This window comes from Lentzea alba (assembly GCF_011067745.1).
In the GTDB taxonomy this organism is placed as follows: domain Bacteria; phylum Actinomycetota; class Actinomycetes; order Mycobacteriales; family Pseudonocardiaceae; genus Lentzea; species Lentzea alba.
Genome location: NZ_JAAMPJ010000012.1, coordinates 348,760 through 372,369, shown reverse-complemented (window position 1 = coordinate 372,369; position 23,610 = coordinate 348,760). Strand labels below are relative to the sequence as shown.

The window sequence follows — 23,610 nt, the reverse complement described above, 5'->3', positions numbered from 1 at the left end:
CGGCAACACGGACGACCGCGTTCACCTATGGTCGTGCCCGCTGGATCTTCCGGACGACACGAGGAGACGAACGGTGAACGTCAGAGGCTGGTCACGGCGGCTCACCGCAGCAGGCGGAGTCGTCACGTTCGCGGCCGCCCTGCTGATGGCCGGGCCCGGAACCGGGGTCTCCGGGGCAGCCGAGACGGTCTACCGCGTCCGGCACGCGGTCACGGGACGCTGCCTGCACGGCACCGACACCGGCACCGTCTACACCCGGGATTGCGTCACCGGCAGCTCGAACCAGCGGTGGGAGATCGTCAGCGGAAGGTTCATGAACCTGGCCGTGCGTCGCTACCTCGGCAGCGACGGCACGGCGGTGCGGACGTACACGACCACATCCAGCCTCACCAGCTGGACGAGCAGCTCTACCGTCAACAAGTACGTCTGGCACATCCTGAGCGACCGTTGCCTGAACTCCTCCGGGGCGCACAACGAACATGCCAGCATGGCGGCGTGCCGGGCAGGACAGGCCTCGCTCTGGAAGTTCGAGGCGGTGGTCTGACTTTCCGTTCAGCTCACCGGCCGGGGTGCAGGCCGAGCCAGCCGGGCGACGGCGCGCCGTGCACCTCGCCGACGAACAGGGTCAGCTGCTGACGGAAGGCCTCGACCAGACGACGGTCGCCCATGAACCGCTCGAAGCCGGTGAAGTTGGCGTTGCGGTACTCCCAGATCGGCCGGAATCCCTTGGGCGGCGCGACATCCGTGCGGACGGACCACATGTAGAAGTCCGACTGGGTCTGCTTGGACACCCACCAGTTCAGGTACAGCTTGGCCGCCGCGGGATGCTTCGCTCCGGCCAGTACCGCCGCGCGCTGGGCCCAGGCCATGAACGGGTCCTGGGCCGGCAGCACGAACCGGGTCTTCGTTCCGGCACCGGGCACGAGCGCGCCGTCAGTGCCGAGCGCGACGGCGGCGGTGCCCGCCTCCACCCGGTCCGCAGGTTCCTGGGTGCCCCGCACCCAAGCCACGTTCTGTGCGGTGAACCTGGCCAGCCAGTCCCAGCCGTACTTGTCGACGATCAGCTTGTACAGGTACAGCACCGCGTCGTCGTCGTTGGGGAAGGTCGAGACGATTCGCCCCTTCCACCGCGGGTCCAGCAGATCCCCGGCAGTCGCCGGCGGGGGCGCGCCCACCTGCTCGACGTTGTAGATGGCCGAGAAGGCGTCGACGAAGATCCCGGTCCAGGCGCCGTCGGGATCCTTGAACGCGGGGTGGATCCGGGAGAACCCCGCCGGCTTGTACGGCAGCAGCACCCCTTCCGCCTTCCACCGCGGGAAGTCCTGAAGCGTCTGCAACTGGACGACGTCGGGCACGAGCGTGCCGGTGGCCAGCTGGGTGTCGACGCGGGCGTCGTGGAACTTGCTGTAGTCCACGACCATCTTCACGGTGATGCCGGGGAACGCCTTCTCGAACGCCACCTTGTTGCCGTCCTGCTGGGTGGCGGTGTCGCCGCCCGCGTAGACGGTGAGCGTGCCGCCTTCGGCCTTCGCCTCGCGGTAGAGCTGGTCCAGGCTCCTGGTCTCCTCGCGCACCGCGGGACCGGGCTGCGGCGCCGCGTGCCCCGCCGCCCGGCCGGTGAGCATCCCCGCCGCCGCAAGCGCGCCACCCGCGAGTAGTCCACGTCGGCCGATCGTCATGCCCCAACTCCCGTCCTCAGGCTTCGATTCCACCACCAACTTAGCTGCACAGTCAGGTAATTTCGGACCGCCATTTGGCCCAATAGACGCCTTGTAGTGCGTCTATCGCAGCAAATATTGCTGTACAGTCAGGTTTATGGTGGACGTCCCTGAGGAACAACTCAACAACGAGGCGGTCGTGCTCTACGGCGACGTCCTCCGACTCACCGACGCGGTGGGCGGCCGGGCTGACCAGGTCATCCGGGAGGCGTCAGGACTCGGCGGGTCCGAGTTCGAGGTGCTGCTGCGGCTGGCCAGGCACCCCGACGGCAGGACCACCAGCGCCCGCCTCGCCGAGGACCTGTCCTTCACCTCCGGCGGCCTGACCCGCCTGATCGCCCGTATGGAGGAGGCCGGCCTGCTGGCCCGCCACCCGCACCCGGCCGACCGCCGGGCAGTGCTGCTCGAACCGACCGCACACGGCCACGAACTGCTGCGCCGGGCACTGGAAGCGCACGTCCCCCAGATCACCGCGGCCATCGTCGATCCGCTGACCCCGGTCGAGCGACTGGTCCTGCGCGAACTGATCACCAAGCTGCTGGCCCACTCGTCGCGAGGTCCGGTAGCGCACCCCACGAACGGAGAACGCCCGTGAAGATCCTGCTCATCGGAGCCACCGGCATGATCGGCTCCCGCGTCGCCGCCGAGGCCCTGCGCCGCGGTCACCAGGTCACCGCCGCGACCCGTTCCGGCAAGGCCGACGCCCTGCCCACCGATCCCACCCTCACCGCCGCGGCGCTCGACGCGTCGGTGCCCGCCCAGGTGACCGAGTTGGCGACCGGGCACGACGCGGTGGTGTCCGCGATCTCTCCGCCCCGCGACGGCTCCGACCCCGCGCCCGCGTTGCTGACCACCTACCGGTCGGTGATCGAGGGCCTGCGCACCGCGGGCGTGCGCCGGCTGGTCGTGGTCGGGGGCGCGGGCAGCCTCAAGACCTCCTCCGGCCAGGACCGGGTCGACGAGCCGGACTTCCCGGCCGTCTACAAGGCGGAGTCCCTCGCCCAGCGTCAGGTGCTCGTGCTGCTCCGCGACGAGGTGAGCGATCTCGACTGGACCTACGTCTCCCCCGCCGACGAGATCGCGCCCGGCGACCGCACCGGCGAGTTCCGGCTCGGTGGCGACCAGCTGCTCACCGCCGCGGACGGCACCAGCTTCATCAGCGCCGAGGACTACGCGGTGGCGCTGGTGGACGAGCTGGAGCGGAACCTGGCGATCCGGCGCCGCATCACCGTCGCGTACTGACACGCCGCCGCACGGGTCAGGACCGGTCGAACTCCGGGATCAACTCCCCGATCAGCCTGATGCTCGTCATCACCTCGTCCGCCCCGATCGGCCCGATCTGCTGCAGGCACATCAACCGGTCGATGCCCAGGTCCGCGTAGGCCCGCAGCTTCTTGCGGCACGTGTCCGGGCTGCCGACGATCAGCGACTGCTGCGCCGACAGCACCTCGAACAGCTCGTCATCCGGCACGTCCTCACCTTCGAGGATGCGGCCGATCACGAGCTGCGCGTCGGTGGGGACGGCGTCCACCTCGGCGCGCAGGAACTCGGCGGTGAGGCCACCGTCGCCGGCCGCGAGGATGTCCTGGTGGCGTTGCATGGTCGCGGCGAACTCGGCGGCGGCGTTGAAGAAGCGCAACGCTGTCACCGTGTACCAGGCCGCAGCCGCCGCTGCTCCGTTGCGCATGGCCTGTTCGTCGGTTTCGGCGCAGTGCACGAAGGTGAAGTAGGCGACCTGGTTGTTGACGAACTCCCCGACCGGTGAGGTGCACTCCGCGGCGGCCGCTCGGTAGAGGTCGATCATGCGGGCGACCCTGTCGATCGACTCCCAGATCGTGGTGCCGAGCACGCCGACGCCGCGGCGGCCCGCCTCCTCGAAGGACGTCGGAGAGGCGGCGGCCTGCCACAGCGGCGGGTGCGGGGCCTGCAGGGGCTTGGGGATGATCGAGACGTCGGAGACGTCGTAGTGCTCGCCGGTGTGGGAGAAGTGGTCGGTGGTCCACATCTTCGGCACCATCTCGAACGCCTCGGCGGTCTGGGCGCGGGCGTCGGCGGGCTCGATGCCGAAGAGGTTCCACTCGGGGATGGTGGAGCGGGTGAGGCCGAGCTCGACGCGGCCGCCGCTGAGGTGGTCGAGGGTGGCGGCGCGTTCGGCGACGCGGATCGGGTGGTTGAAGCGGCCGGGTGCCAGCACGGCGGCGTGGCCGAGGCGGATGCGCGAGGTCTGCTGGGACAAGGCGGCGAGCATCAGCTCAGGCGCGGAGGACAGGCTGAACTCGCCGGCGCCGTGGTGCTCGACCTGCCACCAGCAGCCGTAGCCGAGCTCGTCGGCGAGGCGGGCCTGGTCGAGGGCCTGGCGGAAGCGGAACTGCTCGGAAGCAGGGCCGGGGTTCTGGATCTCGTTGAACAGGTCGATCTTCATCGGCACACCCCTCACCTCGTGTGAACACCAAGGCTGATGTCTCTGTGAGCGACCGAGTCGTTACGCGGGCAATACAAAGCGAAGTCAGGGACCGGCGTTGGACGCGGAACGCCTCGGCGGGGTGGCGCCCTCGGCCGCCGTCGCCACCTTGACCGTGGCGGCCTTCCTCCCGCGACGACTGCCGAAGTCGGTGAGAAAGTCCATGGTTGCTCCTCGCTGGGATGAGCCGACCCTGACCTCAGGTCAACCAGGGGGGTGCGGCGCAGGCCGCACCCCCTACCGGCGCTTCTCATCGAGGCCCGGTTGTTGCATATGATGGGCAAGTGCCTTCTTATTGCATCAGGACGGCGACGTCAGAGGACGTCGACGGCGCGCGAGCGGTGATGCTCGACACCGTCTACCACGTCTTCGGGACCGGCTACGTGCCGCGCTGGCACGCGGACATCGTCGATCCGGAGGCGTTCTACCTGACCTCCCCGAGGCACACGCTGCTGGTGGCCGTCGACGACGCGGACCAGGTGGTCGCGACCGCCGCGCTGGACTCGCGGGGACCGGCGCATCCGCCGAACCCCCGCTGGCTGGCGGATCGCTTCCCGTCGGGGGAAACGGCCCAGTTGCGCCGGGTCTACGTACGACCGGAGCACCGGCGGCGGGGGCTGGCCCGGCGGATGGTGGGCGAGCTCATGGCGTTCGCGAAGGCGGACGGCGGCTACGAAGCGGTGTACCTGCACACGAACCCGGAGTCTCCCGGCGCGACCGAACTGTGGCAGGAACTGGGCGAGGTGGTGTGCGACGAGCGCCGCGAGGTCACCGGCGGTGGGAACGGCGTCGTCCACTACGAGATTCCGTGGAACTAACGATAACGGTTGTCATGTTAGCCTGCGCGTGACCCTGTCTCAGCTCTATCGCGAAGAACGAGGCTCATGAGATCGTCTCGCCGCCGGCTCGCCGCCGGTCTGCTGCTCGTCCCGTTGGTGTCCGGCTGTTTCGCCGCGACCGGATCGTCCTCTTCGGACTCTGACTCCGGGCAAAGTGGACGGTTGCGGATCGCGCTCGCCTTCCCGCCCACCCAGAACTACTCCCCGTACGGCTTGGACGCGTACAGCCTGTCGAAGCTCGGTGTCGCCGAAGGCCTCACCCGGCTCGACACCTCCGGCACCGCGGCACCGGCCCTCGCCGAGTCGTGGACCAGCGAGCCGGACGGCCGCAACTGGGTGTTCACCCTGCGGAAGGCGAAGTTCCAGGACGGCACGGACCTCACCCCCGCAGCCGCTGCCGCGGCCCTCACCAGCGCCTCGCAGGTGAAGCCGCTACCGCCCGCGCTGGCCGGGGTCACCCTCACCGCCGAGCCGGTGGGCGCGAACCAGGTGCGGATCACCACCGGTGCGCCCGATCCCGTTCTGCCACAACGGCTTTCCAACCCAACCCTCTCGGTGTTCTCCCCCAAGGCGTACGAGAAGAAGGACTCGGTCAGTCCGGTCGGCACCGGCACCGGTCCGTTCACGATCACGCAGACCGCCGGCGCCACCGGGGCCACCCTGGAACGGTTCGACGGCTACTGGGGCGGACGGGCCGAGGCGCCCGGCATCGACGTGAAGTTCATCGCCGACGGCACCGCGCGGGCCAACGCGCTGCGCTCCGGTGAGGCGGACATCGCCGAGGCGGTCCCGGTGTCGCAGGCCGGTTCCCTGGACAAGAGCGCGGTGAACGAGACGTCCACCGCGCGTCTCGTCAGCCTGCACCTGAACGCCACCGCCGGCCCCTTCACCGATCCGGCGCTGCGCGCCGCGGCACGGGCCGCGATCGACAGCTCGGTGCTGGCCAAGGACGTTTTCGAAGGACGCGCCGATCCGGGCCAGGGCCTGTTCGGCCCCGCCCTGAGCTGGGCGGCCGGCAAGCGGGTCGCACCGGCCGGACAGGCACAGCCCGCGGCCGTCAAGGGCACCTCGATCACCCTGGCCACCTACGACAACCGGCCGGAACTGCCCGAAACGGCGCAGGTCTTGCAGCAGCAACTGCAGCGGGCCGGGTTCACGGTGAAGCTGGAGGTGCGGGAGTCCTCGAGGCTGCTGGGTGACGCGCTCGCCGGCAAGTTCGACGCGGTCCTCGGCTCGAGGAACATGATGCTGGACACCGGAGACCCGGTGTCGGTCCTCGCCAGTGACTTCACCTGTGCCGGCAGCTACAACCTGTCCCGGTTGTGCGACAAGGCCGTGGACGAGGCCGTCGCCAAGGCTCAGGCCGTCGCCGACCCCGGACAGCGGCAAAGTGCCGCGATGGCAGCGGAAGCGGCCGTCCTCGGCACCGACGCGGTGGTGCCGCTGGTCCACCAGAAGACCATCGTCGGCGTCGGACCTTCGGCGCGGAACGTGGTTTTCGATCCGTACGAGCGTCTGCTCGTCAGCACGGGGACACGACGCTGAGCACGCGTCTCGCCACAGCACGCGGACTGGTCGTGCTGTGGCGGGCCACGCTCGCCGCTGTACTGCTGTGCGGCATCGGCCTGTTGCCGTGGCTCTCCCGCACCGATCCCGCGCTGACCGTCCTCAAGGGACGGTCCTCGGAGGTCGACCCCGCACCGGAGACGCTGGCCGCAGTCCGCGAGGAACTCGGCCTCGACGCCGGCCCGCTGCACCTGCTCACGCAGTGGCTGAGCGGGCTTGCCCGTGGCGACGTCGGCCGCTCCTGGGTCTCGGGGACCGAGGTCGGGCCCGCGGTGGTCCAGGCCCTCGGGATCTCGCTGTCGCTGATGGCCACCGCCCTCGTGGTCGCCGTCGGCACTGCGGGGGCGATCTGCGCCAGCACTTTGCGACGCGGCTCGCGACACGAGCTGACCGGACGCGAGTCCGGTGGGAGCGGCGCGGCGATCCTCGCGGCGCTGCCCGAGTTCCTCTTCGCCTCCGTGCTGGCCACCGTCATCGGCGTGCAGCTCGGCTGGCTGCCCGCCGTCGGCTGGCTCGGGCCGGCCTGGATGGTCCTGCCCGCGCTCGCGCTCGGCCTGCCTGCCGGAGCGGTCCTCGGGCAGCTGCTCAACGACCTGCTGCCGGCCGCGTTCACCGACCAGTGGGCGCTGGCCGCCGCCGCTCGTGGCATTCCCAGCCGGAGCATCGCCCGGCAGGCACTGCGGCTCGCGCTGCCGGGGACGCTGCCGAACCTCGGTCTGTTCGTGGTCGGACTGACCGGTGGCTCCGTCGCGGTCGAGCAGATCTTCGACATTCCCGGGCTCGGTCAGCTGACCCTGCGCGCCGCCATCGCCCAGGACCTGCCCGTCCTGCAGACCGGGACCCTGGCCCTCGTCCTCGTCGCGGTCACGGCCGGGGTGCTCGCCCGACTCGGTGCCTGGGTGCTGCTCGGACCGGCGTTGCGGGCGGGAGCACTCCGGTCTTTGCACCGGCCCACCTCACTGCGGCCCCGGCGCCTCCCGCTGTTCTACGGGGCGGCGCTGCTCGCCGTGGTCGTCGCCGGCCTGCTGCGTGATCCGTTGACCGTCGACACCGCCCTGCGGCTCCAGGCACCGACGTGGTCGCATCCGCTCGGCACGGACGCCCTCGGGCGCGATGTGCTGGCACGCATCGGGCACGGCGCACTGACCACGCTCGTGGTCGCCCTCGTGGTCAGCGCCGTCTCGCTGGTGACGGGTGTGCTGCTGGGGCTGCTCCCCCGGACGTCCGGTCCGCTGGTCGACACGATGAACGCCATACCGCCTGTCCTGGCCGGACTTCTGGTCGCCGGAGTCGCGGGCAGCGGCCCGCTCACGCCCGCGCTCGCGGTGGCTGCCGTCGCCTGGTCGCCGCTGGCCACGCACACCTCCGCGTTGCTCCGCCGCGAACGCGCCACCACCCACGTGGCCGCGACGCACGCTCTGGGCGCGGGGCCTTGGTACCTGCTGACCCGTCATGTGCTGCCCGCCGTCCTGCCACCGGTCGTCCGGCACGCGCTGATCCGCGTTCCCGGGATCGCGCTGTCGTTGGCAGCGTTGAGCTTCCTCGGGCTGGGCGCGCAGCCCCCGGCACCGGAGTGGGGACTGCTGCTGGCCGAGAACCAGCCGTACGCCGAACGTGCCCCGTGGGCGGTGCTGGCTCCGGCCGCCGTGCTGGCGCTGCTGGGCGCGTTCGCCGTGACCGCGGCGGGCGGTGTGCGGTGGCCCTGGCAGGCATCGGCGCGGCCCAGGCGTGTTCCCCCGGCACCCGCGCCGCAGAAAGTCACGGACAAGGAACCTGTGTGCAGCAGCTGACCTCCCGCACCCGCAAGCAGACGTGGCGCTCCCTCTCCGGGCTGCTGCGGTTGTTGATTCTGACCCAGTTCGCCTTCAACATCGGCTTCTTCGCCGTGCTGCCGTTCCTGGCCGTGCACCTGGGGACGTCCATCGGGATGGCGGGCTGGCTCGTCGGGTTCGTCCTGGGCCTGCGCACCTTCAGCCAGCAGGGGCTGTTCGTGGTCGGCGGAGTCCTCACCGACCGCTACGGCGTGCGGCCGGTGGTGCTCGCCGGCTGCGTTCTGCGCATCGCCGGCTTCGTCTGGCTCGGCTTCGCGCAGAGCACCCCGGCTGTCGTCGGCGCCGTGCTGCTGGTCGGTTTCGCCGCCGCGTTGTTCTCCCCCGCGGTGGAGTCCGAGGTCGCCCGGCAGGCGGTGTGCCTGGAACAGGAAACCGGCGGTTCCCGCACCCACGTGCTGGCGTTGTTCACGGTGGCGGGCCAGGCAGGAGCGTTCATCGGCCCGCTGCTCGGCGCACTCCTGCTCACCGCGGACTTCCGCACGGTGTGCCTCGCCGGCGCCGTGGTGTTCGTGATCGTCCTCTGTGGACACGCGTGGCTGTTGCCGCAACACATCCCCGGACGCCCCGTCGTCCGCGCCGCCGGTGGTCTGCGCACCTTGCTGCGCAACCGCCGCTTCCTCGCCGTGTGCTGCGCGTACGCGACTTATCTGCTCGCCTACAACCAGCTCTACCTCGCCCTGCCGGACGAGGTGCAGCGCGTCGCGGGTTCCCAGACGCCGCTCGCGTGGCTGTTCGCCCTGTCCTCGCTGCTGGTCGTGTGCACCCAGCTGCCGATCACCCGCTGGGTCGCGGACCGGCTCGACCTGCGCCGTTCGATGTCCACGGGGCTGCTGATCATCGCCGCCGGGTTCGCGGTCGTGGCCGTCGCGCAGTCAGTGACCTGGACCGGTGCCGCGGCACTCGCGCCGGCCGCGGCGTTCGTCGTGTTGCTCACCGTCGGCCAGATGCTGGTCGCGCCGGCGGCCCGAGCCTGGGTCCCCGATCTGGCCGACGACGGCAGGCTCGGCCTCTACACCGGTGCGATGTCCTCGCTGTCCGGTCTGATGGTGCTCGCCGGCAGCGCGGCCACCGGCACCCTGCTCGACCTGGACGTGCCCCCGGTCGTGCCGTGGCTCGTCCTCGCCGCGATCACCGCGCTCCCCATCTTCCTGCTGCCGGCCCGTCGTGCGGCGGTCCCGGCCAGGTAGCACCGTTGCCCCGCTTCTTACTTACTTGTAAGTTAGAAGCATGACGACGAGCATGGCCGAGACGGCCGCCACCGACATCGGCGCGGTCGAGGAGTTCGGCGACCGGTGGGCGAAGGCGTGGAACGAGCACGATGCCGACGCGGTGGCGGCGATGTGCGCGGACGACCTGGTCTACGACGAGCCCGCACTGCGCGAGACGGCGTACGGCCGCGAGTCCATCCGTGAGTTCGTGGCGAACATGGCGCGCACCTTCCCGGACTACGTGTTCACCCGCGAGGGCTACTACGCCGAGACGACGCGGCGTGCCGTGGTGGTGTCGTGGCGCTTCGTCGGCACCGTCGCGGGCACCGACCGGCGCGTCGAGTTCCACGGCGACGACCGGCTGGAGGTGGGCGAGGACGGCCTGATCCACGCCTACCGGTGCCTGTACGACAACAAGTTCGTGGAGCGCCAGGTCCGCGGATGAACGAAAGCACACCCGCCCGGCTGCCCGCCGCGGCACGCCGGGCACAGATCCTCGAAGCGGCCGAGGTCGAGTTCGCCCGCAACGGCCTGGCGGGCGGACGCCTCGACGCCATCGCCGAACGGGCCGGCATCTCGCATCCGCGCGTGGTGCAGATGTTCGGCTCCAAGAAGAAGCTGTTCTTGGAGATCGTCGACGTGACGTTCAACAAGATCGAGGCCGCGTTCGAAAGCACGCAACCGACGCTGGTCGCACTGGGCGCCGCCTACGTGGAGCTCCTGCAGCGTGAGCGAACCGTCGGCCTGGTGATGTTGCAGGGCTACGCGGCGGCCGACGGCGACGTCCAGGAGGCGGTGCGGCGACGTCACCTGGACCTCATGAAGTCGATCGCCGACCTGACCGGCGCGGACGCGTGGCAGGTGCGCACGTTCTTCGCCACCGGACTGGTCCAGACGGTCTCCGCCGCGCTCGAACTGTCCGAGCAACGCGCCGACACGGCTTGGAGCGCCTGGATTCTCCAACTCGTCGACCCGTCGCCGCCTACGATCTGACCCATCATGCGCGACCCCGCGGACGATGGCGACGCCCCCATCAACGACCCTCTGCTCACCACGCCGACAGCCAGACTGATGGCACTCGCGATGGGCACGAACGTCCGCGTGTTCGACATACCCGCGGCGCACAGCGTGGGACTCGCCGGCCTCGTCGGCGTGAGCTTCGACGAGGCCGGCGAGCCGCTGTGCTCGATCGGACTCACGGACGATCTCGACGACGACCTGCGCGCCGACGTGCTGGCGTTCGGCCTGGCGGTGCTCGTCGGCACACCGGAGGTCCTCGACGAGAGCCCGGACGGCGTCCTCGGCATCAGCAGGGAACGGCTCCCCCAGGCCGGCAACGGCCCCGGCAACCTCGCCTGGCACATGCTGCAGACGTGCGGCCGCGAGTCACCGTCGGCGACGTTCCGGCTGATGATCATCCAGTCCGACGACTGACAGCGGTCAAAGGACGATGGTGCCCCGGATGTGACTGGTGGCGGCGCCGCCGACCCACACCGTGCCGTCCGCGTCAGCGGTGACCTCGATCGTCCCGGCCCGGCCCAGCCGCCTGCCCTGCGACACCCGGTAGGTGGACGGCGCCACACCGGTCGCGGTGAGCCACTGCCCGACGGAAGCGTTCATGCTGCCGCACACGGGATCCTCGGCCACGCCGACGCCGGGCGCGAACGTGCGCAGCTCGAAGGCGTGCTCGGACCCGTCGGGCCAGGCCCCGATCGCGCCCACCATCGCGGTGGGGATGAGGGAAAGATCCGGTTCGAGGGCGAGCACCTCCTCCGCCGTGGGCAACAGGAGCACGGCCCAGCCGGGTCCGTTGTCGACCCACTGGTGGGCGACGACCCGGTCACGCTCGATGCCGAACGCGGCGACGATCTGCTCGACGAACTCCTCGTCGAGCGCGCCGGTGCGGACGAGCGGCGGCGCGGCGAAGGACAGGGTGCCGTCACCGCGCCGCACGCTGACCAGCCCGGCGCCGCACTCCTGCACGATGCGGTCGGTGTGCTGCGGCGTACCACCGTGGTCCAGCCACGCCCGTGCGGACCCGAGAGTGGGGTGCCCTGCGAACGGCAGTTCACCGCCGGGGGTGAAGATCCGCAGCCGGTAGTCCGCCTCCGCGGAGGTGGGAGGCAGCACGAACGTGGTCTCGGACAGGTTCGTCCACCGCGCCAGGCGCAGCATCTCCTCCTCGATGAGGTCCGTCCCGTCGAGAACGACGGCAACCGGGTTGCCGAGAAAGGGCGCCGTGGAGAACACGTCGACCTGAGCGAACGAACGTTGACGCGGCATGGTCATCGGGTCCTTTCGTCGCTATCGGTGAGGATCTTCCTCCACCACCTGTCTGACGTCGTGCAACGTTCGGCGCAGTTCGGCCAGGCCGACCGAGCCCAGGGCCAGCCGGAGCGCCTGCGGCACGTGGACGGTGGTGGCGAAGAACTCGGCCGTGGAGACCGCGATGCGTTTCCTCGCCAGGAACGCCGCGATCCGGTCCGCTCTCGCGCTCTCGGCCAGGGGCAGCCACAGGAAGTAGGACGACGGGTGGCTCACCACCGGCAGCCCGTCGAACACCTCCCGGGCGATGGTTTGCCGGGCAACCGCGTCCTCGCGCTTCTGGACTTCGAGGCGGGCGACGGTGCCGTCGTCGAGCCAGCGGCACGCGAGGGCGGTGTTGAGCGCGGGCGTGTTCCTGGTGGTGGCCACGATCGCACGCTCGATCGCCGCGAGCTGGGTGCCGGGTGCGGAGACGAAGCCGACGCGCAGGCCGGTGGCGACGCTCTTGGACAGACTGGAGACGTAGATCGTGATCTCCGGGGCGATGGCCGCGAGCGGCGGCGGTGCGTCCTCGGCCAGGTAGGCGTAGGCGGCGTCCTCGATGATGACCAGCCCGTGGTGGCGGGCGATCGTCACCAACCGGTCGCGGGCGGACCGCGGCAGCACCCAGCCCAACGGGTTGTGCAGGGTCGGCATCGCGTAGACCGCACGGACCGGCCGTTGGGCGCAAAGCCGTTCCAGCGCATCAAGATCCGGCCCGGACGGGGTGACCGGAAGCGCCGCCAGCTCCAGTCCCAGCGAGTGCGCGAGCGTTTTGAAGCCCGGATAGGTCAGCGCGTCCACCGCCACCACGTCTCCGTGCTGGAGCGTCGCCATGGCCGCCACCGCGAGGCCGTGCTGCGCCCCGCTGACCACGAAAACGTGCGCGGCGCTCACGGTCAGGCCGCGGCTGCGCAGGTGCCGGGCGATCGCGGCCCTGTCCTCGGCCCGTCCCCGATGCGGCTGGTAGTGCAGAAAGGAACCGAGGTCGCCGGTGGCGGCCAGGTCCCGCAGGGCGTGGCGCAACAGCTCCGCCTGGCCCGGCACCGAGGGGTAGTTGAACCTGAGGTCGACCGCGTCGGCCGCCGCCGTCCGCTCGTCGAGCCCCTGCCCGGACAACAGCGCCACGTCCCGCACGAACGTGCCCCGGCCCGGTTCGCCGGTCACCAGGCCCATCGCCTCCAGCTCGGCGTAGACGCGGGACGCGGTCACCAGTGCGATGCCCTCACGAGCCGCCAGCTCGCGATGGGTGGGCAGGCGCGTTCCCACCGGCCAGCGTCCCGCCCGCAGCTCCGCCGCCAGCGCGTCCACCACCCGCTTGTACCGAGGGATCCGCATGACGAGCGATTGTATGCATGACAATTATTCGACTGTCATGGGTTGGGCTTCCTAGGCTCGCCGGCGTGCACATCGCGATCCTGACCTTCGAGGGATACAACGAACTCGACTCGCTCATCGCGCTTGGCGTCCTCAACCGCGTCCGACGAGTCTCGCGACCCGACTGGCGGGTGACGATCGCCAGTCCGACGCCCACTGTTCGTTCGATGAACGGCCTGGTGATCGAGGCGACGGCGACCCTGGAGGACGCCTGCGCCGCGGACGCCGTCATCGTGGGAAGCGGCGTCCAGACCCGCGAGGTCGTGGCGGACCCCGCGATCATGGGCGTGCTGGCGAACCTCGACCCCGCCCGCCAGCTGCTCGCGGCACAGTGCTCCGGGACGCTCGTGCTCGCGAAACTCGGGTTGCTCCACGGTGTTCCCGCCTGCACCGACCTCACGACCAAGCCGTGGGTGGTGGCGGCCGGGGTCGAGGTGCTGAACCAACCCTTCTATGCCAAGGGCGACGTCGCCACGGCGGGCGGCTGCCTCGCCTCGCACTACCTCGCCGCCTGGATCATCGCCCGGCTGGCCGGCCTCGACGCCGTCGAGGAGGCCATCGGCTACGTCGCTCCCGTTGGCGAGAAAGAGGATTACCTCGCGCGGGCCATGCGCAACGTGGCACCTCACCTCCCGCTCTGACCGGAGGCGGCGATGGCGAACACGTGCAGGACTCCTCCCGACACGGCGGACGGGAGCGTGACGCTCGCGACCGTCTTGCCCTCGGCGAGCGCGATCGGCGCGGAGGCGAACACCATCGCGCGCACCTGTTGCTGCTGACCGCCGGAACCGTTGCGGTACGGGGTGGACAGCGCGATCTTGTTGCCGAACGCGAGCTGCCCGCGACCACCGCTCAGCGTCCAGTCCGAGAACCCGAGTGAGGCCGTGGACGTCGTGCCGTCGGTGTAGGTGATGGTCAGCGTGCCGGACGCGTTCCCGGACGAGGCCGCGCCGAGCACGGCGAGCCGGCCGGTACCCGAGACGGTCACGGTCTGCCCGGCCGCGATGGCGTTGTCGGGTTCACCGGCGGGGAACGCCGGCCAGGTGTAGGAGAACCCGTCGAAGGTCACGGCCGCGCCCGGTGCCGCGCCGGCGGCGGCGAGCGCTTCGGTCGAGTAACTCCAGCCGAAGTCGTCGAAGTCGGCCGAGGTCGACCGGCCGTCCGCGGAGATCCCGTCGTTGTTCACCGCGATCAGCCAGCTGCCCCGCTGGGCGACGAGCACGGTCAGCACCGCAGGCGTGGTCGCCACGCCCGGCGAGGAGAACGTCACCGGGATCCGGCGCCGGCCCTCGGTGGTGCCCGGCGGAACGGTCACGGTGATCTGCGCGGTGGCTTTGCCCGCGGCGCCCACCGAGACCTTCCCGGACCCCGGTGTCACGGTGATCCCGTCGACGCCGGTCGCGGTCCAGGTCCACTCGCGGGCGGCGCCGGTGAGGTCCTGCAGCCCGACCGTGGCCGTGGCCGTCGAGCCCGCCGGTGTGACCACCTGGGCCGGGTCGGCGAACGACACGGCGGGCTTCTCCCCGTCACCGAAGGACGGCGGCGCGTCGGCGGGCGCGCTGCCCCACGTCGTCGGCGTGGGCGACAGCGCGAAGTCGAGGGTGGCGCCCTGCGAGATCAACGACTCCGACAGCCACGCCCGCGCCGACTTCACTCCGTCGACCTCGAGCCCGGCCACGTACTGCCCGGAGCCGTGCCCGTTGACGGTGATCTTCTTGCCGCTCCCGGTGGTGAGCACGGCCTTCGGGAACAACGGCGAGTGCAGGACCATCTCGGCGCGGCCGGGCACCTGCGGGTACATGCCCAGGGCGGCCCAGACGTACCAGGACGACATCTGCCCGAGGTCGTCGTTGCCGACGAGCCCTTCAGGACGGGGGTTGTACAGCTCCATCATCACCCGGCGCACGACGGCCTGGGTCTTCGCCGGAGCCCCCGCATACGTGTAAACCCACGGAGCGTTGGCGTTCGGCTCGTTGCCCATGAACGCGTAGGGCTCCGAGGTGCCCGCGTTCAGCTTCGTGAAGAAGGTGTCCAAACGGGACTGAGTCGCCTGATCACCACCGAACGCGGTGATCAGCCCGCGCAGGTTGTGGGGCACCATCCAGTCGTACTGCGCGCCGTTGCCCTCGACCCAGCCCGCTGGATCGGCTGGGTCGTACTGCGTGGCGAACGCACCGTCCGCGCCACGCGGCTGCAGGTGGCCGGAACCGGGGTTGTACAGGTTCTGCCAGTTCTGGGCGCGTTTCATGAACGCCTGGTAGGTCTCACCGTCACCGATCCGCTTGGCGAACTGCGCGATCGAGAAGTCCGCACTCGCGTACTCCAGCGTGTCCGCACCCGCTCCCGGCACGTACCCGAGCCGCTGGTAGTCCTCCCCGCCGGGACGTTCGACATAGCCCTGAGTCGGCTGCGTCGCGCCCTTGACCATCAGGAGAAGTGCCTTCTGCGCGTCGAAATCCCTTGCACCGAACGCATATGCCGTCGACACGATGATGTGGTACGGGTCGCCGTTCATCACACCGGTGTAGTCGTTGGCCACGGTCCAGCGATCCCACGAGCCGCCCTGCTCCGCGAAGGCCACCATCGACCGGACGACGTCCGACATCTCCTTCGGCGCGATCGTCGCGAGCAACTGCGCCTCGGAGCGGTAGATGTCCCAGCCGGAGAAGTTGGTGTACATCGCGTGTCCCTGGTCGGCCTGGTGGATCCGGCCGTCGAAACCGGGATACCGGCCGTCCACGTCGGAGAAGACGTTCGGCTGGATCAGCGAGTGGTACAGCGCCGTGTAGAACGTCGTGCGGTCGGCGTCGGAGCCGCCCTCCACGACGATCTGGCCCAGCCGTGCGTTCCACGCCTCCCGTGCCGCTGCCGCGACCTCCTCGAAGGACCTGCCGCTGTTCTCCGCCTTCAGGTTCGCCTGCGCGCCCTCGACGGACACAAAGGACAGTCCTACCTGGACGTTCACCGTCGCGCCCGCGAGGTTCGCGAAGGTGACGTACCCGCCGCTGCCCGGCCCGCTGACCGTGGTGTCCTCCGGCTCGATCGACGCCGATCGGGACGTGTCCAGCACCTCGACCTTGGCGTTCGCCCCGCCGGTCTCCTCCGCCTTGTTCGGCGTCACCGCGCCGTTCTTCCACGTGCCGACGGAAGCGAACGGCCGGTCGAACTTCGCCGTGAAGTACACGCGGTAGCTGTTGTTCGCACCGCAGAACCGGCCACTCGTCGCCCAGCCGCTGATGCTGTCCCCGCCGATGGTCACGGACGCGTCATCCGTGCCCATCACCGAGCCGGAGGTGTTGACCAGCAACGTCGACGTCGTTCCCGCAGGGTAGGTGAAGCGGCCGGACCCGGTGCGCGTGGTCGTCGCGAGCTCCACCTTGACACCGCTGTCGAGCGTGACGTCGTAACGCCCTGCCGTCGCATTCTCGTTCGCGTGCGAGAACTTCGACGTGTAGCGGCCGGGATCGGTCGCCGGCGAGGTGGTGACCTCGCCCGCGTACGGAATGAAGGGGATGTCACCGTAGGTCGAGCAGCCCGCACCCGAAGGTGCGTGAGGCTGAACCCTTTGAGGGCGGTGTCGTCGTAGAAGTAGCCGCCGTGCTGCGCCTTCACGGTGTCCGGACTCCACTGCACCATGCCGAACGGTGAGACCGCGCCGGGAAAGGTGTTGCCCGCTCCCCCGCCGGTGCCGTGGTCCGCGCCGCCGGGCCTGGTCCCCACGAACGGGTTCACCCATCGCGCCAGGTCCTGCGCTGCCGCGGCGGCGGGCACGGCGGGCACCAGCGCGAGGACCATCGCCACCACGACGAGGAACGCCGGCCCCACCCGTGCAGTGTCCACTGTGGAGGTCGCGCCGGCGTGCGGACGAGGTGACATGCGATCATGCAACTAGCGTTGGCTCGCGGCGGCAACACGTGCCGTGCCGGACCACCCCATGTTTCGACAAATTCGGATGCGGGTTCCGCACCTTGCGGACTGCTTGCCGTGACGCGCGTCACCCTGCTAGCGTCAACGATGACGTACGCGGCCTCGGTTCGGGGTCGCGATTTGGTGTACCCCCCTGCTTCTCCCGTTGTACGACAGATCGAGCAGTCACCCGGTTTACGTCAACGTTGACGTAACCAACCCTGGGAGGTTTCGTGAGACGACGACGTCTCTTCAGCCTGTGTGCCTTGGTGGCCACCACGTGCACCCTTGTCGCCGCCACTCTCGCCCCACAGGCCGCCGCCCAAGCCCCGTCGTTCACCGAGACCTACCGGCCGCAGTTCCACTACACGCCGGCGAAGAACTGGATGAACGACCCCAACGGCCTGGTGTACTACCAGGGCGAATACCACCTCTTCTACCAGTACAACCCGAACGGCAACTCCTGGGGCGACATGTCCTGGGGCCACGCGGTGAGCAAGGATCTGGTGCGCTGGCAGGAGTTACCGCTCGCCCTGTCGCACGACGCCGGGGAGATGGTGTTCTCCGGCAGCGCGGTCGTCGACTGGGACAACACCACCGGCTTCGGCACGAAGCAGAACCCGCCCATGGTGGCGGTCTACACCAGCGCTTATCTGAACGGCGGCAAACAGGCCCAGTCGCTCGCCTACAGCACCGATCGCGGCCGCACCTGGACGAAGTACCAGGCCAATCCCGTGATCGACATCGGCTCCACGGACTTCCGCGACCCCAAGGTCCAGTGGTACGCGCCGACCAAGAGCTGGCTCATGACGGTCTCACTGTCCAAAGAGCACAAGGTGTTGTTCTACTCCTCGCCCAACCTCAAGGACTGGGAGCTGCTGAGCGAGTTCGGGCCGGCCGGCGCGACCGGAGGCGTGTGGGAGTGCCCCGACCTGTTCCCCCTCGCGGTCGACGGGGACCGGAACAACGTCAAGTGGGTGCTCGTCGTGAACATCAACCCCGGCGGCATCGCGGGCGGTTCCGCCGCCCAGTACTTCGTCGGCGACTTCGACGGCAGGAAGTTCACCGCGGTGGACAAGGGCACCTACACACCGCCTTCCGGCACGGTCCTGCAGGACTTCGAGGGCAGCGGCTTCGGCGCGTGGACGGCGACCGGAACCGCGTTCGGTGCGGGACCGGCGGCCGGGGCCGTGGACGGTCAGCAGACCGTCACGGGCTTCGACGGCAGGGGTTTCGCCAACAGCTTCCACGGCGGCGACGGCACCACCGGCGTCCTCACGTCGCCCGAGTTCACCGTCGGCCAGCCCTACCTGAACTTCAAGATCGGTGGCGGACGGCACCCGCACGAGGCTGGAACCGTCCTGGACGGGACCGCGCCGCAGGGATCGGTGCTGGCCGACTTCGAGGGCGGCACCTACGGAACCTGGACCGCGACCGGGGACGCGTTCGGCACCGCGCCGGCGACCGGCACCCTGCCCGGCCAGCAACAGGTTTCCGGCTTCCTGGGGGCCGGGCTGGTCAACACCTTCCGCAACGGCGACGCCACCACCGGAACCCTGACGTCCGGCGAGTTCACCATCGACCGCAAGCACGTCAACTTCCTCATCGGCGGCGGCAACCACCCGTCCGGCTCTCCCGGCACGACCGCCGTCGAACTCGTCGTGAACGGTCAAACCGTGCGCAGTGCCACCGGAAAGGACGCCGAGGCACTCAACTGGGCCTCCTGGGACGTCGGCGACCTGGCGGGTGCCAAGGCGCGGATCCGGATCGTCGACGACAACACCGGCGGCTGGGGCCACGTCAACGTCGACCACGTCGTGCTGTCCGACGCACCGGCACGGCCGTCCCAGGAGGCGTCCGTCAACCTGGTCGTCGACGGCCAGGTCGTCCGCAGCGCCACGGGTTCCGACAGCGAGACCATGGACTGGGCCTCGTTCGACCTGCGCCCGTACCTGGGCAAGAAGGCGCGGATCCAGCTCGTCGACCTGAACACCGCCGGCTGGGGTCACGTGCTCGCCGACCAGTTCACCGCCGCCGCCGTCCCGGCGAGGTCCGTCGTGCAGCGCGCCGACTGGGCTGACTACGGCAAGGACTACTACGCGGCGGTGTCCTGGGAGAACTCGCCGGACGGCAAGCGCTACATGATCGGCTGGATGAACAACTGGGACTACGCCGGCGCCGTCCCCACCTCCCCCTGGCGCGGCGCGCAGAGCGTCCCCCGGGAAATGGCGCTGCGCACCGTCAACGGCCGGATCCAGCTCACCAGCAAACCGGTCGACAGCCTGAAGCCCCTCCGGCAGCAGCCCCCGTCGACGGCGTCCGGTCTCATCGTCAGGAACGCCTCCACACCGCTGATCGGCAACGCTGCCAAGGGCAAGGCACTGGACGTCGAGGCGACCTTCTCGCTCATGGATGCCACACGGTTCGGTGTGAAGGTGCGCACCGGCGCCGGAGGCGAGGAAACCGTCATCGGCTATGACACCGCGGCCCAGGAGCTGTACGTCGACCGGAGCCGTTCCGGCGCCGTGGACTTCCACAGCACCTTCCCCGGCGTGCAGACCGCGCCGCTGAAGGCCGAGAACGGCAAGGTGAAGCTGCGGATCCTCGTCGACTGGTCGTCCGTCGAGGTCTTCGGCGGCAACGGCGAGGCGGTGATCACCGACCAGGTCTTCCCCGACCCCGCCAGCCAGGGCGTGCAGGTCTTCGCCGAGAACGGCTCGGTACGGCTGGACCGGGCGTCCGTGTGGCATCTCGGTTCCTACCGCTGATCCAGTCCTGTGTGGACAGCAGTGCGAGGCTCGCGTGACCATGTGAGCGCTAACAGGGCAGGCTTCGCGCTGCTGTCTCCAGCACTTTGACTGCTAAACGTTAACGCTCACATTGAGCGTTGACCGCGTTCCGCGCTCGTGGCTACATTCCGCTGAGGGCTGCCGAGCAACCGGAGCGTTCAATGTCCTCATCGTTGAGTCGACGAAAGCTCTTCCAGGCCGCGGGGGTGGCCGCCGCCGCGACCGCGATGCCGTCGCTGGTGACGGGTTCGGCGCAGGCGGCCACGCTGCCCCCGGCCCGTGGCGACGCAGGTGTGTCGGCCTACCCGTTCGACCTGTCCGAGGTTCGGCTGACAGCGGGGCGGTGGCTGGACAACCAGAACCGGACGCTGTCCTACCTGCGCTTCGCCGACGTCGAGCGGCTGCTCTACAACTTCCGCGCCAACCACCGGTTGCCCACCAACGGTGCCGCGGCGCTGGGTGGCTGGGAAGCCCCCGACTTCCCGTTCCGCACGCACAGCCAAGGGCACTTCCTCACGGCCTGGGCGCAGGCGTGGGCGGTCCTGGGCGACACGACGTGCCGCGACAAGGCGAACCGCATGGTGGCCGAGCTGGCCAAGTGCCAGGCGAACAACGCGGCGGCCGGGTTCAACACCGGTTACCTGTCGGGCTTTCCGGAGTCGGACTTCGACGCGATGGAGGCTGGCTCGCCCAAGTCCGTGTCGTACTACGCCCTGCACAAGACGCTCGCCGGGTTGCTGGACGTGTGGCGCTACGTCGGCAACACCCAAGCGCGGGACGTGTTGCTGCGCCTCGCCGGATGGGTGGACTGGCGCACCTCGCGGCTGTCCTACAGCGTGATGCAAAGGGTGCTGGGCACCGAGTTCGGCGGTATGAACGCCGTGCTCGCCGACCTGTACCAGCAGACGGGCGACTCCCGCTGGCTGACCGCGGCCCAGCGGTTCGACCACGCCGCGGTGTTCGATCCGCTGGCCGCCAACCAGGACCGGCTGAACGGCCTGCACGCCAACACCCAGGTGCCGAAGTGGGTCGGCGCGGCCCGCGAGTACAAGGCGACCGGAACCACCCGCTACCGCGACATCGCCGTCAACGCCTGGAACATCACCCTCGGCGCGCACACCTACGTCATCGGCGGCAACAGCCAGGCCGAGCACTTCCGCGCGCCCAACGCCGTCGCCGCCTACCTCAACACCGACACGTGCGAGGCGTGCAACACCTACAACATGCTCAAGCTGACCCGTGAACTGTGGCTGACCGATCCCGGCCGGGCGGCCTACTTCGACTACTACGAGCGCGCCCTGCTCAACCATCTGATCGGCCAGCAGAACCCGGCGGATCCCCACGGCCACATCTGTTACTTCACCGGCCTCAACCCCGGCCACCGGCGCGGCAACACCGGCCCGGCGTGGGGCGGCGGCACCTGGAGCACGGACTACGGCACGTTCTGGTGCTGCCAGGGCACCGGGATCGAGACCAACACCAAGCTCGCCGACTCCATCTACTTCTACAACGGCACCACGCTCACGGTGAACCTGTACACGCCGTCGGTGCTGACGTGGTCGTCGCGCGGCATCACGGTCACGCAGACCACGAGCTACCCGGCGAGCGACACCACGACGCTGACCGTCACCGGCAACGCGAGTGGGTCGTGGACCATGCGGCTCCGCATCCCGGCCTGGACCACGGGCGCGGTGATCAGCGTCAACGGCGTCACGCAGAACGTGACCGCCACGCCCGGCACCTACGCCTCCCTGACGCGGTCGTGGACGCCGGGCGACGTGGTGACGCTCCGGTTGCCGATGCGGCTGATCGTCCAGCCCTCCAACGACAACGCCACCGTCGCCGCACTGACCTACGGCCCGGCCGTGCTGGCGGGCAACTACGGCAACACCGCCCTGTCGGCGTTGCCCTCGCTGGACGTCGGTTCCGTCACCCGCACCAGCACGACGTCGCTCACGTTCACCGCGAGGGCCAACGGCACGCAGGTGAACCTCGGGCCGTTCCACGACGCGCACGGCTTCAACTACACCGTCTACTGGAAGGTCGGCGGCGGCACGACGAGCCACCGGCTGGTCAACGCCGCCACCGGCATGGTGCTGGGCATCCAGAACATGTCCACGGCCGACGGCGGCCTGGCCGTGCAGTGGAACGACAACGGCACCGCCGACCACAACTGGCAGCTGATCACCGACGGCTCCGACGTGCGGCTGCGCAACGTGCACAGCGGCAAGGTGCTGGGCGTGGAGAACATGTCCACCGCCGACAACGCCCGCGTCCTGCAGTGGTCGGACAACGGCACCGCCGACCACAAGTGGACCCTGGTCCCCAACGGCGACGGCACCCACAAGATCCGCAACGTCAACAGCGGCAAGCTGCTCGGCGTCCTCAACGGCTCGACCAGCGCTGGTGCGCAGGTGGTGCAGGACTCCGACAACGGCAGCGCGGACAACCGCTGGCGCCTGGTCGCCAACTGACGGTGTGGCGCCTGAGGCCTGATGTCCTGCGCCCGAAGTTCGTGAGCTGAGTGCTGTCCGGAGCGAACAGCGGGCGTTGACTTTGCTCACGGATTTCTGGCGCAGGACACAGGCCCTAGCCGCGGTGGAGCCACTCGACGAGGTCGGGTGGGGCCAGTTCGGCCACGCGGCGGTCGTAGCGGTCGAGTGCGGCGGGGTCCAGCAGCCGGCGCCACTGGCCGCTGGTGCCGGAGCGGAAGAAGTCCGCGTTGCTGCGCCACAGTTCGTGGTCCACGCCGGGAGCCAGCAGGTCGGCGCGTCCGCGCATGCCCTCGAACGTGGCCGCGGTGGCGAGCTCCTCGACGCGTTGTTCGCTGACCTCGATCGAGAGCACCTTCGCCAGGCGCCGCAGCTGGCCCGGCAGATCGGCCTTGAGGTCCGCGTAGTGGAACAGCGCGACCTGGGGCTCGTCGCGGCGGTCCCAGAACGTGCGCACGTGGTTCACCAGGTTGGCCAGCGTCACGCCGAACGACTCCCCGTTCGTGGAGAGGTCCGCATCGGCCCACAGCCAGAACCGGTCGAGCGGGTCCGGCGGCGGAGGTGCGGCGGGTCCGCCAGGGGGCACGGCGTCGGGATGGAGGTTGGACAGCGCGTTCTCGAAGGACAGCATGGCGTCCCTCGGGTCGCGTCCGACGCAGAGGTAGGTGACGTCCTCGCGGAACGGCAGGCCGTCGAGCGGTGTGTGGGTCTTGATGAACCGCCGGTGCCGCTGGCTCTCCAGCACGGCCAGTTGTTCGGCCGTGTCATAGGTGACGGCGTCCAGCCACGGGGAGATCTCGGTGAGCGGCCGGTCGAACTCGGCCGTGTCGAAGATCAGCAGCGCGCACATCATCTGCATCCAGGTCGTGCCGCACTTCGCCGGCGGGCTGATCACCACGTCTCCGGCCCGAAACGGGAAGTCCGCCCACAGGGCGCTGTCCGACACCACGGTCCGATACCGCCGCAACGCATCCATGCTCAACTTCCCCCACCGTCGACACCCACCCCAGCGTTCCAGCGTGCCACGCCCGGACGTCGGTCGGTGCTCTCCACGAGGACGAAACCCGTTCTGCCAAAGGGTTGTGGGCGGACACCGCCTCAAGGCGCAGTCACCGTGT

Annotated in this window: 19 protein-coding genes and 1 pseudogene; 14 read left to right on the top strand and 6 right to left on the bottom strand. The window is 69.8% G+C overall.

The window, feature by feature from the left end; all coding sequences use genetic code 11:
- Positions 1-73 precede the first annotated feature (73 nt).
- The gene (locus G7043_RS36535) at positions 74-544 is read left to right on the top strand and encodes a ricin-type beta-trefoil lectin domain protein (RefSeq protein ID WP_166053221.1); all 471 of its coding nucleotides are present in this window, start codon (positions 74-76) and stop codon (positions 542-544) included.
- A 13-nt stretch (positions 545-557) separates the two neighbouring features.
- Here the strand turns inward: G7043_RS36535 and G7043_RS36530 are convergent, their stop codons facing one another.
- Positions 558-1,679, bottom strand: a complete 1,122-nt coding sequence (locus G7043_RS36530; protein WP_166053220.1) for an ABC transporter substrate-binding protein — start codon at positions 1,677-1,679, stop codon at positions 558-560.
- Positions 1,680-1,815: 136 nt separating this feature from the next.
- Here G7043_RS36530 and G7043_RS36525 point away from each other — a divergent pair, with 136 nt between their 5' ends.
- Together G7043_RS36525 and G7043_RS36520 are read left to right on the top strand one after the other, a co-directional pair.
- A complete protein-coding gene (locus G7043_RS36525; RefSeq protein ID WP_166053219.1) occupies positions 1,816-2,313 on the top strand; it encodes a MarR family winged helix-turn-helix transcriptional regulator in 498 nt (165 codons plus the stop codon).
- On the top strand, positions 2,310-2,960 hold the full coding sequence (locus tag G7043_RS36520; protein ID WP_166053218.1) for an NAD(P)-dependent oxidoreductase: 651 nt from the start codon (positions 2,310-2,312) through the stop codon (positions 2,958-2,960). The genes G7043_RS36525 and G7043_RS36520 overlap by 4 nt, the downstream gene beginning before the upstream one ends.
- A 16-nt stretch (positions 2,961-2,976) precedes the next feature.
- Here G7043_RS36520 and G7043_RS36515 read toward each other — a convergent pair whose 3' ends face one another.
- Positions 2,977-4,140 carry an LLM class flavin-dependent oxidoreductase gene (locus tag G7043_RS36515; RefSeq protein ID WP_166053217.1) on the bottom strand — a complete coding sequence of 388 codons (1,164 nt, stop codon included), beginning with the start codon at positions 4,138-4,140 and terminating at the stop codon, positions 2,977-2,979.
- Between the two features lie 323 nt (positions 4,141-4,463).
- On the opposite strand from G7043_RS36515, the gene G7043_RS36510 reads away from it, so the two are divergent.
- The 7 genes from G7043_RS36510 (at position 4,464) to G7043_RS36480 (ending at position 11,058) form a co-directional block, all read left to right on the top strand.
- Complete coding sequence (locus G7043_RS36510; protein WP_313888243.1) at positions 4,464-4,997, top strand: GNAT family N-acetyltransferase; 534 nt, start codon at positions 4,464-4,466, stop codon at positions 4,995-4,997.
- A 66-nt stretch (positions 4,998-5,063) separates the two neighbouring features.
- Positions 5,064-6,563: an ABC transporter substrate-binding protein gene (locus G7043_RS36505; protein ID WP_166053216.1), complete on the top strand. Its 1,500-nt coding sequence runs from the start codon at positions 5,064-5,066 to the stop codon at positions 6,561-6,563.
- A gap of 32 nt (positions 6,564-6,595) precedes the next feature.
- Complete coding sequence (locus G7043_RS36500; RefSeq protein ID WP_207312192.1) at positions 6,596-8,374, top strand: ABC transporter permease subunit; 1,779 nt, start codon at positions 6,596-6,598, stop codon at positions 8,372-8,374.
- On the top strand, positions 8,362-9,603 hold the full coding sequence (locus G7043_RS36495) for an MDR family MFS transporter (protein ID WP_166053215.1): 1,242 nt from the start codon (positions 8,362-8,364) through the stop codon (positions 9,601-9,603). Before G7043_RS36500 ends, G7043_RS36495 begins: the two co-directional genes overlap by 13 nt.
- 40 nt (positions 9,604-9,643) lie before the next feature.
- Positions 9,644-10,069 (top strand): nuclear transport factor 2 family protein, encoded by a 426-nt coding sequence (locus tag G7043_RS36490; protein ID WP_242643050.1) that lies wholly within the window; start codon positions 9,644-9,646, stop codon positions 10,067-10,069.
- Entirely contained in the window at positions 10,066-10,617 is a 552-nt protein-coding gene (locus G7043_RS36485) for a TetR/AcrR family transcriptional regulator (protein ID WP_166053214.1), read from the top strand. The genes G7043_RS36490 and G7043_RS36485 overlap by 4 nt, the downstream gene beginning before the upstream one ends.
- Positions 10,618-10,623: 6 nt before the next feature.
- Positions 10,624-11,058: a hypothetical protein gene (locus G7043_RS36480; RefSeq protein WP_166053213.1), complete on the top strand. Its 435-nt coding sequence runs from the start codon at positions 10,624-10,626 to the stop codon at positions 11,056-11,058.
- Between the two features lie 6 nt (positions 11,059-11,064).
- On the opposite strand, the gene G7043_RS36475 is transcribed toward G7043_RS36480, so the two are convergent.
- Together G7043_RS36475 and G7043_RS36470 are read right to left on the bottom strand one after the other, a co-directional pair.
- Entirely contained in the window at positions 11,065-11,907 is an 843-nt protein-coding gene (locus G7043_RS36475) for a PhzF family phenazine biosynthesis protein (RefSeq protein WP_207312191.1), read from the bottom strand.
- Between the two features lie 21 nt (positions 11,908-11,928).
- Entirely contained in the window at positions 11,929-13,266 is a 1,338-nt protein-coding gene (locus G7043_RS36470) for an aminotransferase-like domain-containing protein (protein WP_166053211.1), read from the bottom strand.
- Between the two features lie 65 nt (positions 13,267-13,331).
- On the opposite strand from G7043_RS36470, the gene G7043_RS36465 reads away from it, so the two are divergent.
- Positions 13,332-13,946: a DJ-1/PfpI family protein gene (locus G7043_RS36465; protein WP_166053210.1), complete on the top strand. Its 615-nt coding sequence runs from the start codon at positions 13,332-13,334 to the stop codon at positions 13,944-13,946.
- Here the strand turns inward: G7043_RS36465 and G7043_RS36460 are convergent.
- Positions 13,931-17,025, bottom strand: a pseudogene (locus G7043_RS36460) (GH92 family glycosyl hydrolase). The gene G7043_RS36465 and the pseudogene G7043_RS36460 overlap by 16 nt on opposite strands.
- Between G7043_RS36460 and G7043_RS50135 the strand changes: the two are divergent.
- The 3 genes from G7043_RS50135 to G7043_RS36445 all read left to right on the top strand — a co-directional run bounded on the left by G7043_RS50135 (position 16,919) and on the right by G7043_RS36445 (position 22,474).
- Positions 16,919-17,197 carry a hypothetical protein gene (locus tag G7043_RS50135; protein ID WP_166052947.1) on the top strand — a complete coding sequence of 93 codons (279 nt, stop codon included), beginning with the start codon at positions 16,919-16,921 and terminating at the stop codon, positions 17,195-17,197. The pseudogene G7043_RS36460 and the gene G7043_RS50135 sit on opposite strands and share 107 nt — an antisense overlap.
- A 247-nt stretch (positions 17,198-17,444) precedes the next feature.
- The gene (locus tag G7043_RS49620) at positions 17,445-19,979 is read left to right on the top strand and encodes a GH32 C-terminal domain-containing protein (RefSeq protein ID WP_207312190.1); all 2,535 of its coding nucleotides are present in this window, start codon (positions 17,445-17,447) and stop codon (positions 19,977-19,979) included.
- A 194-nt stretch (positions 19,980-20,173) separates the two neighbouring features.
- Positions 20,174-22,474 (top strand): beta-L-arabinofuranosidase domain-containing protein, encoded by a 2,301-nt coding sequence (locus G7043_RS36445; protein WP_242643048.1) that lies wholly within the window; start codon positions 20,174-20,176, stop codon positions 22,472-22,474.
- A 115-nt stretch (positions 22,475-22,589) separates the two neighbouring features.
- Here the strand turns inward: G7043_RS36445 and G7043_RS36440 are convergent, their stop codons facing one another.
- Entirely contained in the window at positions 22,590-23,468 is an 879-nt protein-coding gene (locus G7043_RS36440) for a sulfotransferase domain-containing protein (protein WP_166053208.1), read from the bottom strand.
- Between the last annotated feature and the right edge of the window lie 142 nt (positions 23,469-23,610).

Bases quoted from the DNA above. Each gene is read 5' to 3' on its own strand.
- G7043_RS36480 (WP_166053213.1), top strand. From the start codon at position 10,624: ATGCGCGACCCCGCGGACGATGGCGACGCCCCCATCAACGACCCTCTG.
- G7043_RS36470 (WP_166053211.1), bottom strand. From the start codon at position 13,266: ATGCGGATCCCTCGGTACAAGCGGGTGGTGGACGCGCTGGCGGCGGAG.
- G7043_RS36440 (WP_166053208.1), bottom strand. From the start codon at position 23,468: ATGGATGCGTTGCGGCGGTATCGGACCGTGGTGTCGGACAGCGCCCTG.
- G7043_RS36490 (WP_242643050.1), top strand. From the start codon at position 9,644: ATGACGACGAGCATGGCCGAGACGGCCGCCACCGACATCGGCGCGGTC.
- G7043_RS36515 (WP_166053217.1), bottom strand. From the start codon at position 4,140: ATGAAGATCGACCTGTTCAACGAGATCCAGAACCCCGGCCCTGCTTCC.
- G7043_RS36475 (WP_207312191.1), bottom strand. From the start codon at position 11,907: ATGCCGCGTCAACGTTCGTTCGCTCAGGTCGACGTGTTCTCCACGGCG.
- G7043_RS36525 (WP_166053219.1), top strand. From the start codon at position 1,816: ATGGTGGACGTCCCTGAGGAACAACTCAACAACGAGGCGGTCGTGCTC.
- G7043_RS36505 (WP_166053216.1), top strand. From the start codon at position 5,064: ATGAGATCGTCTCGCCGCCGGCTCGCCGCCGGTCTGCTGCTCGTCCCG.
- G7043_RS36530 (WP_166053220.1), bottom strand. From the start codon at position 1,679: ATGACGATCGGCCGACGTGGACTACTCGCGGGTGGCGCGCTTGCGGCG.
- G7043_RS36485 (WP_166053214.1), top strand. From the start codon at position 10,066: ATGAACGAAAGCACACCCGCCCGGCTGCCCGCCGCGGCACGCCGGGCA.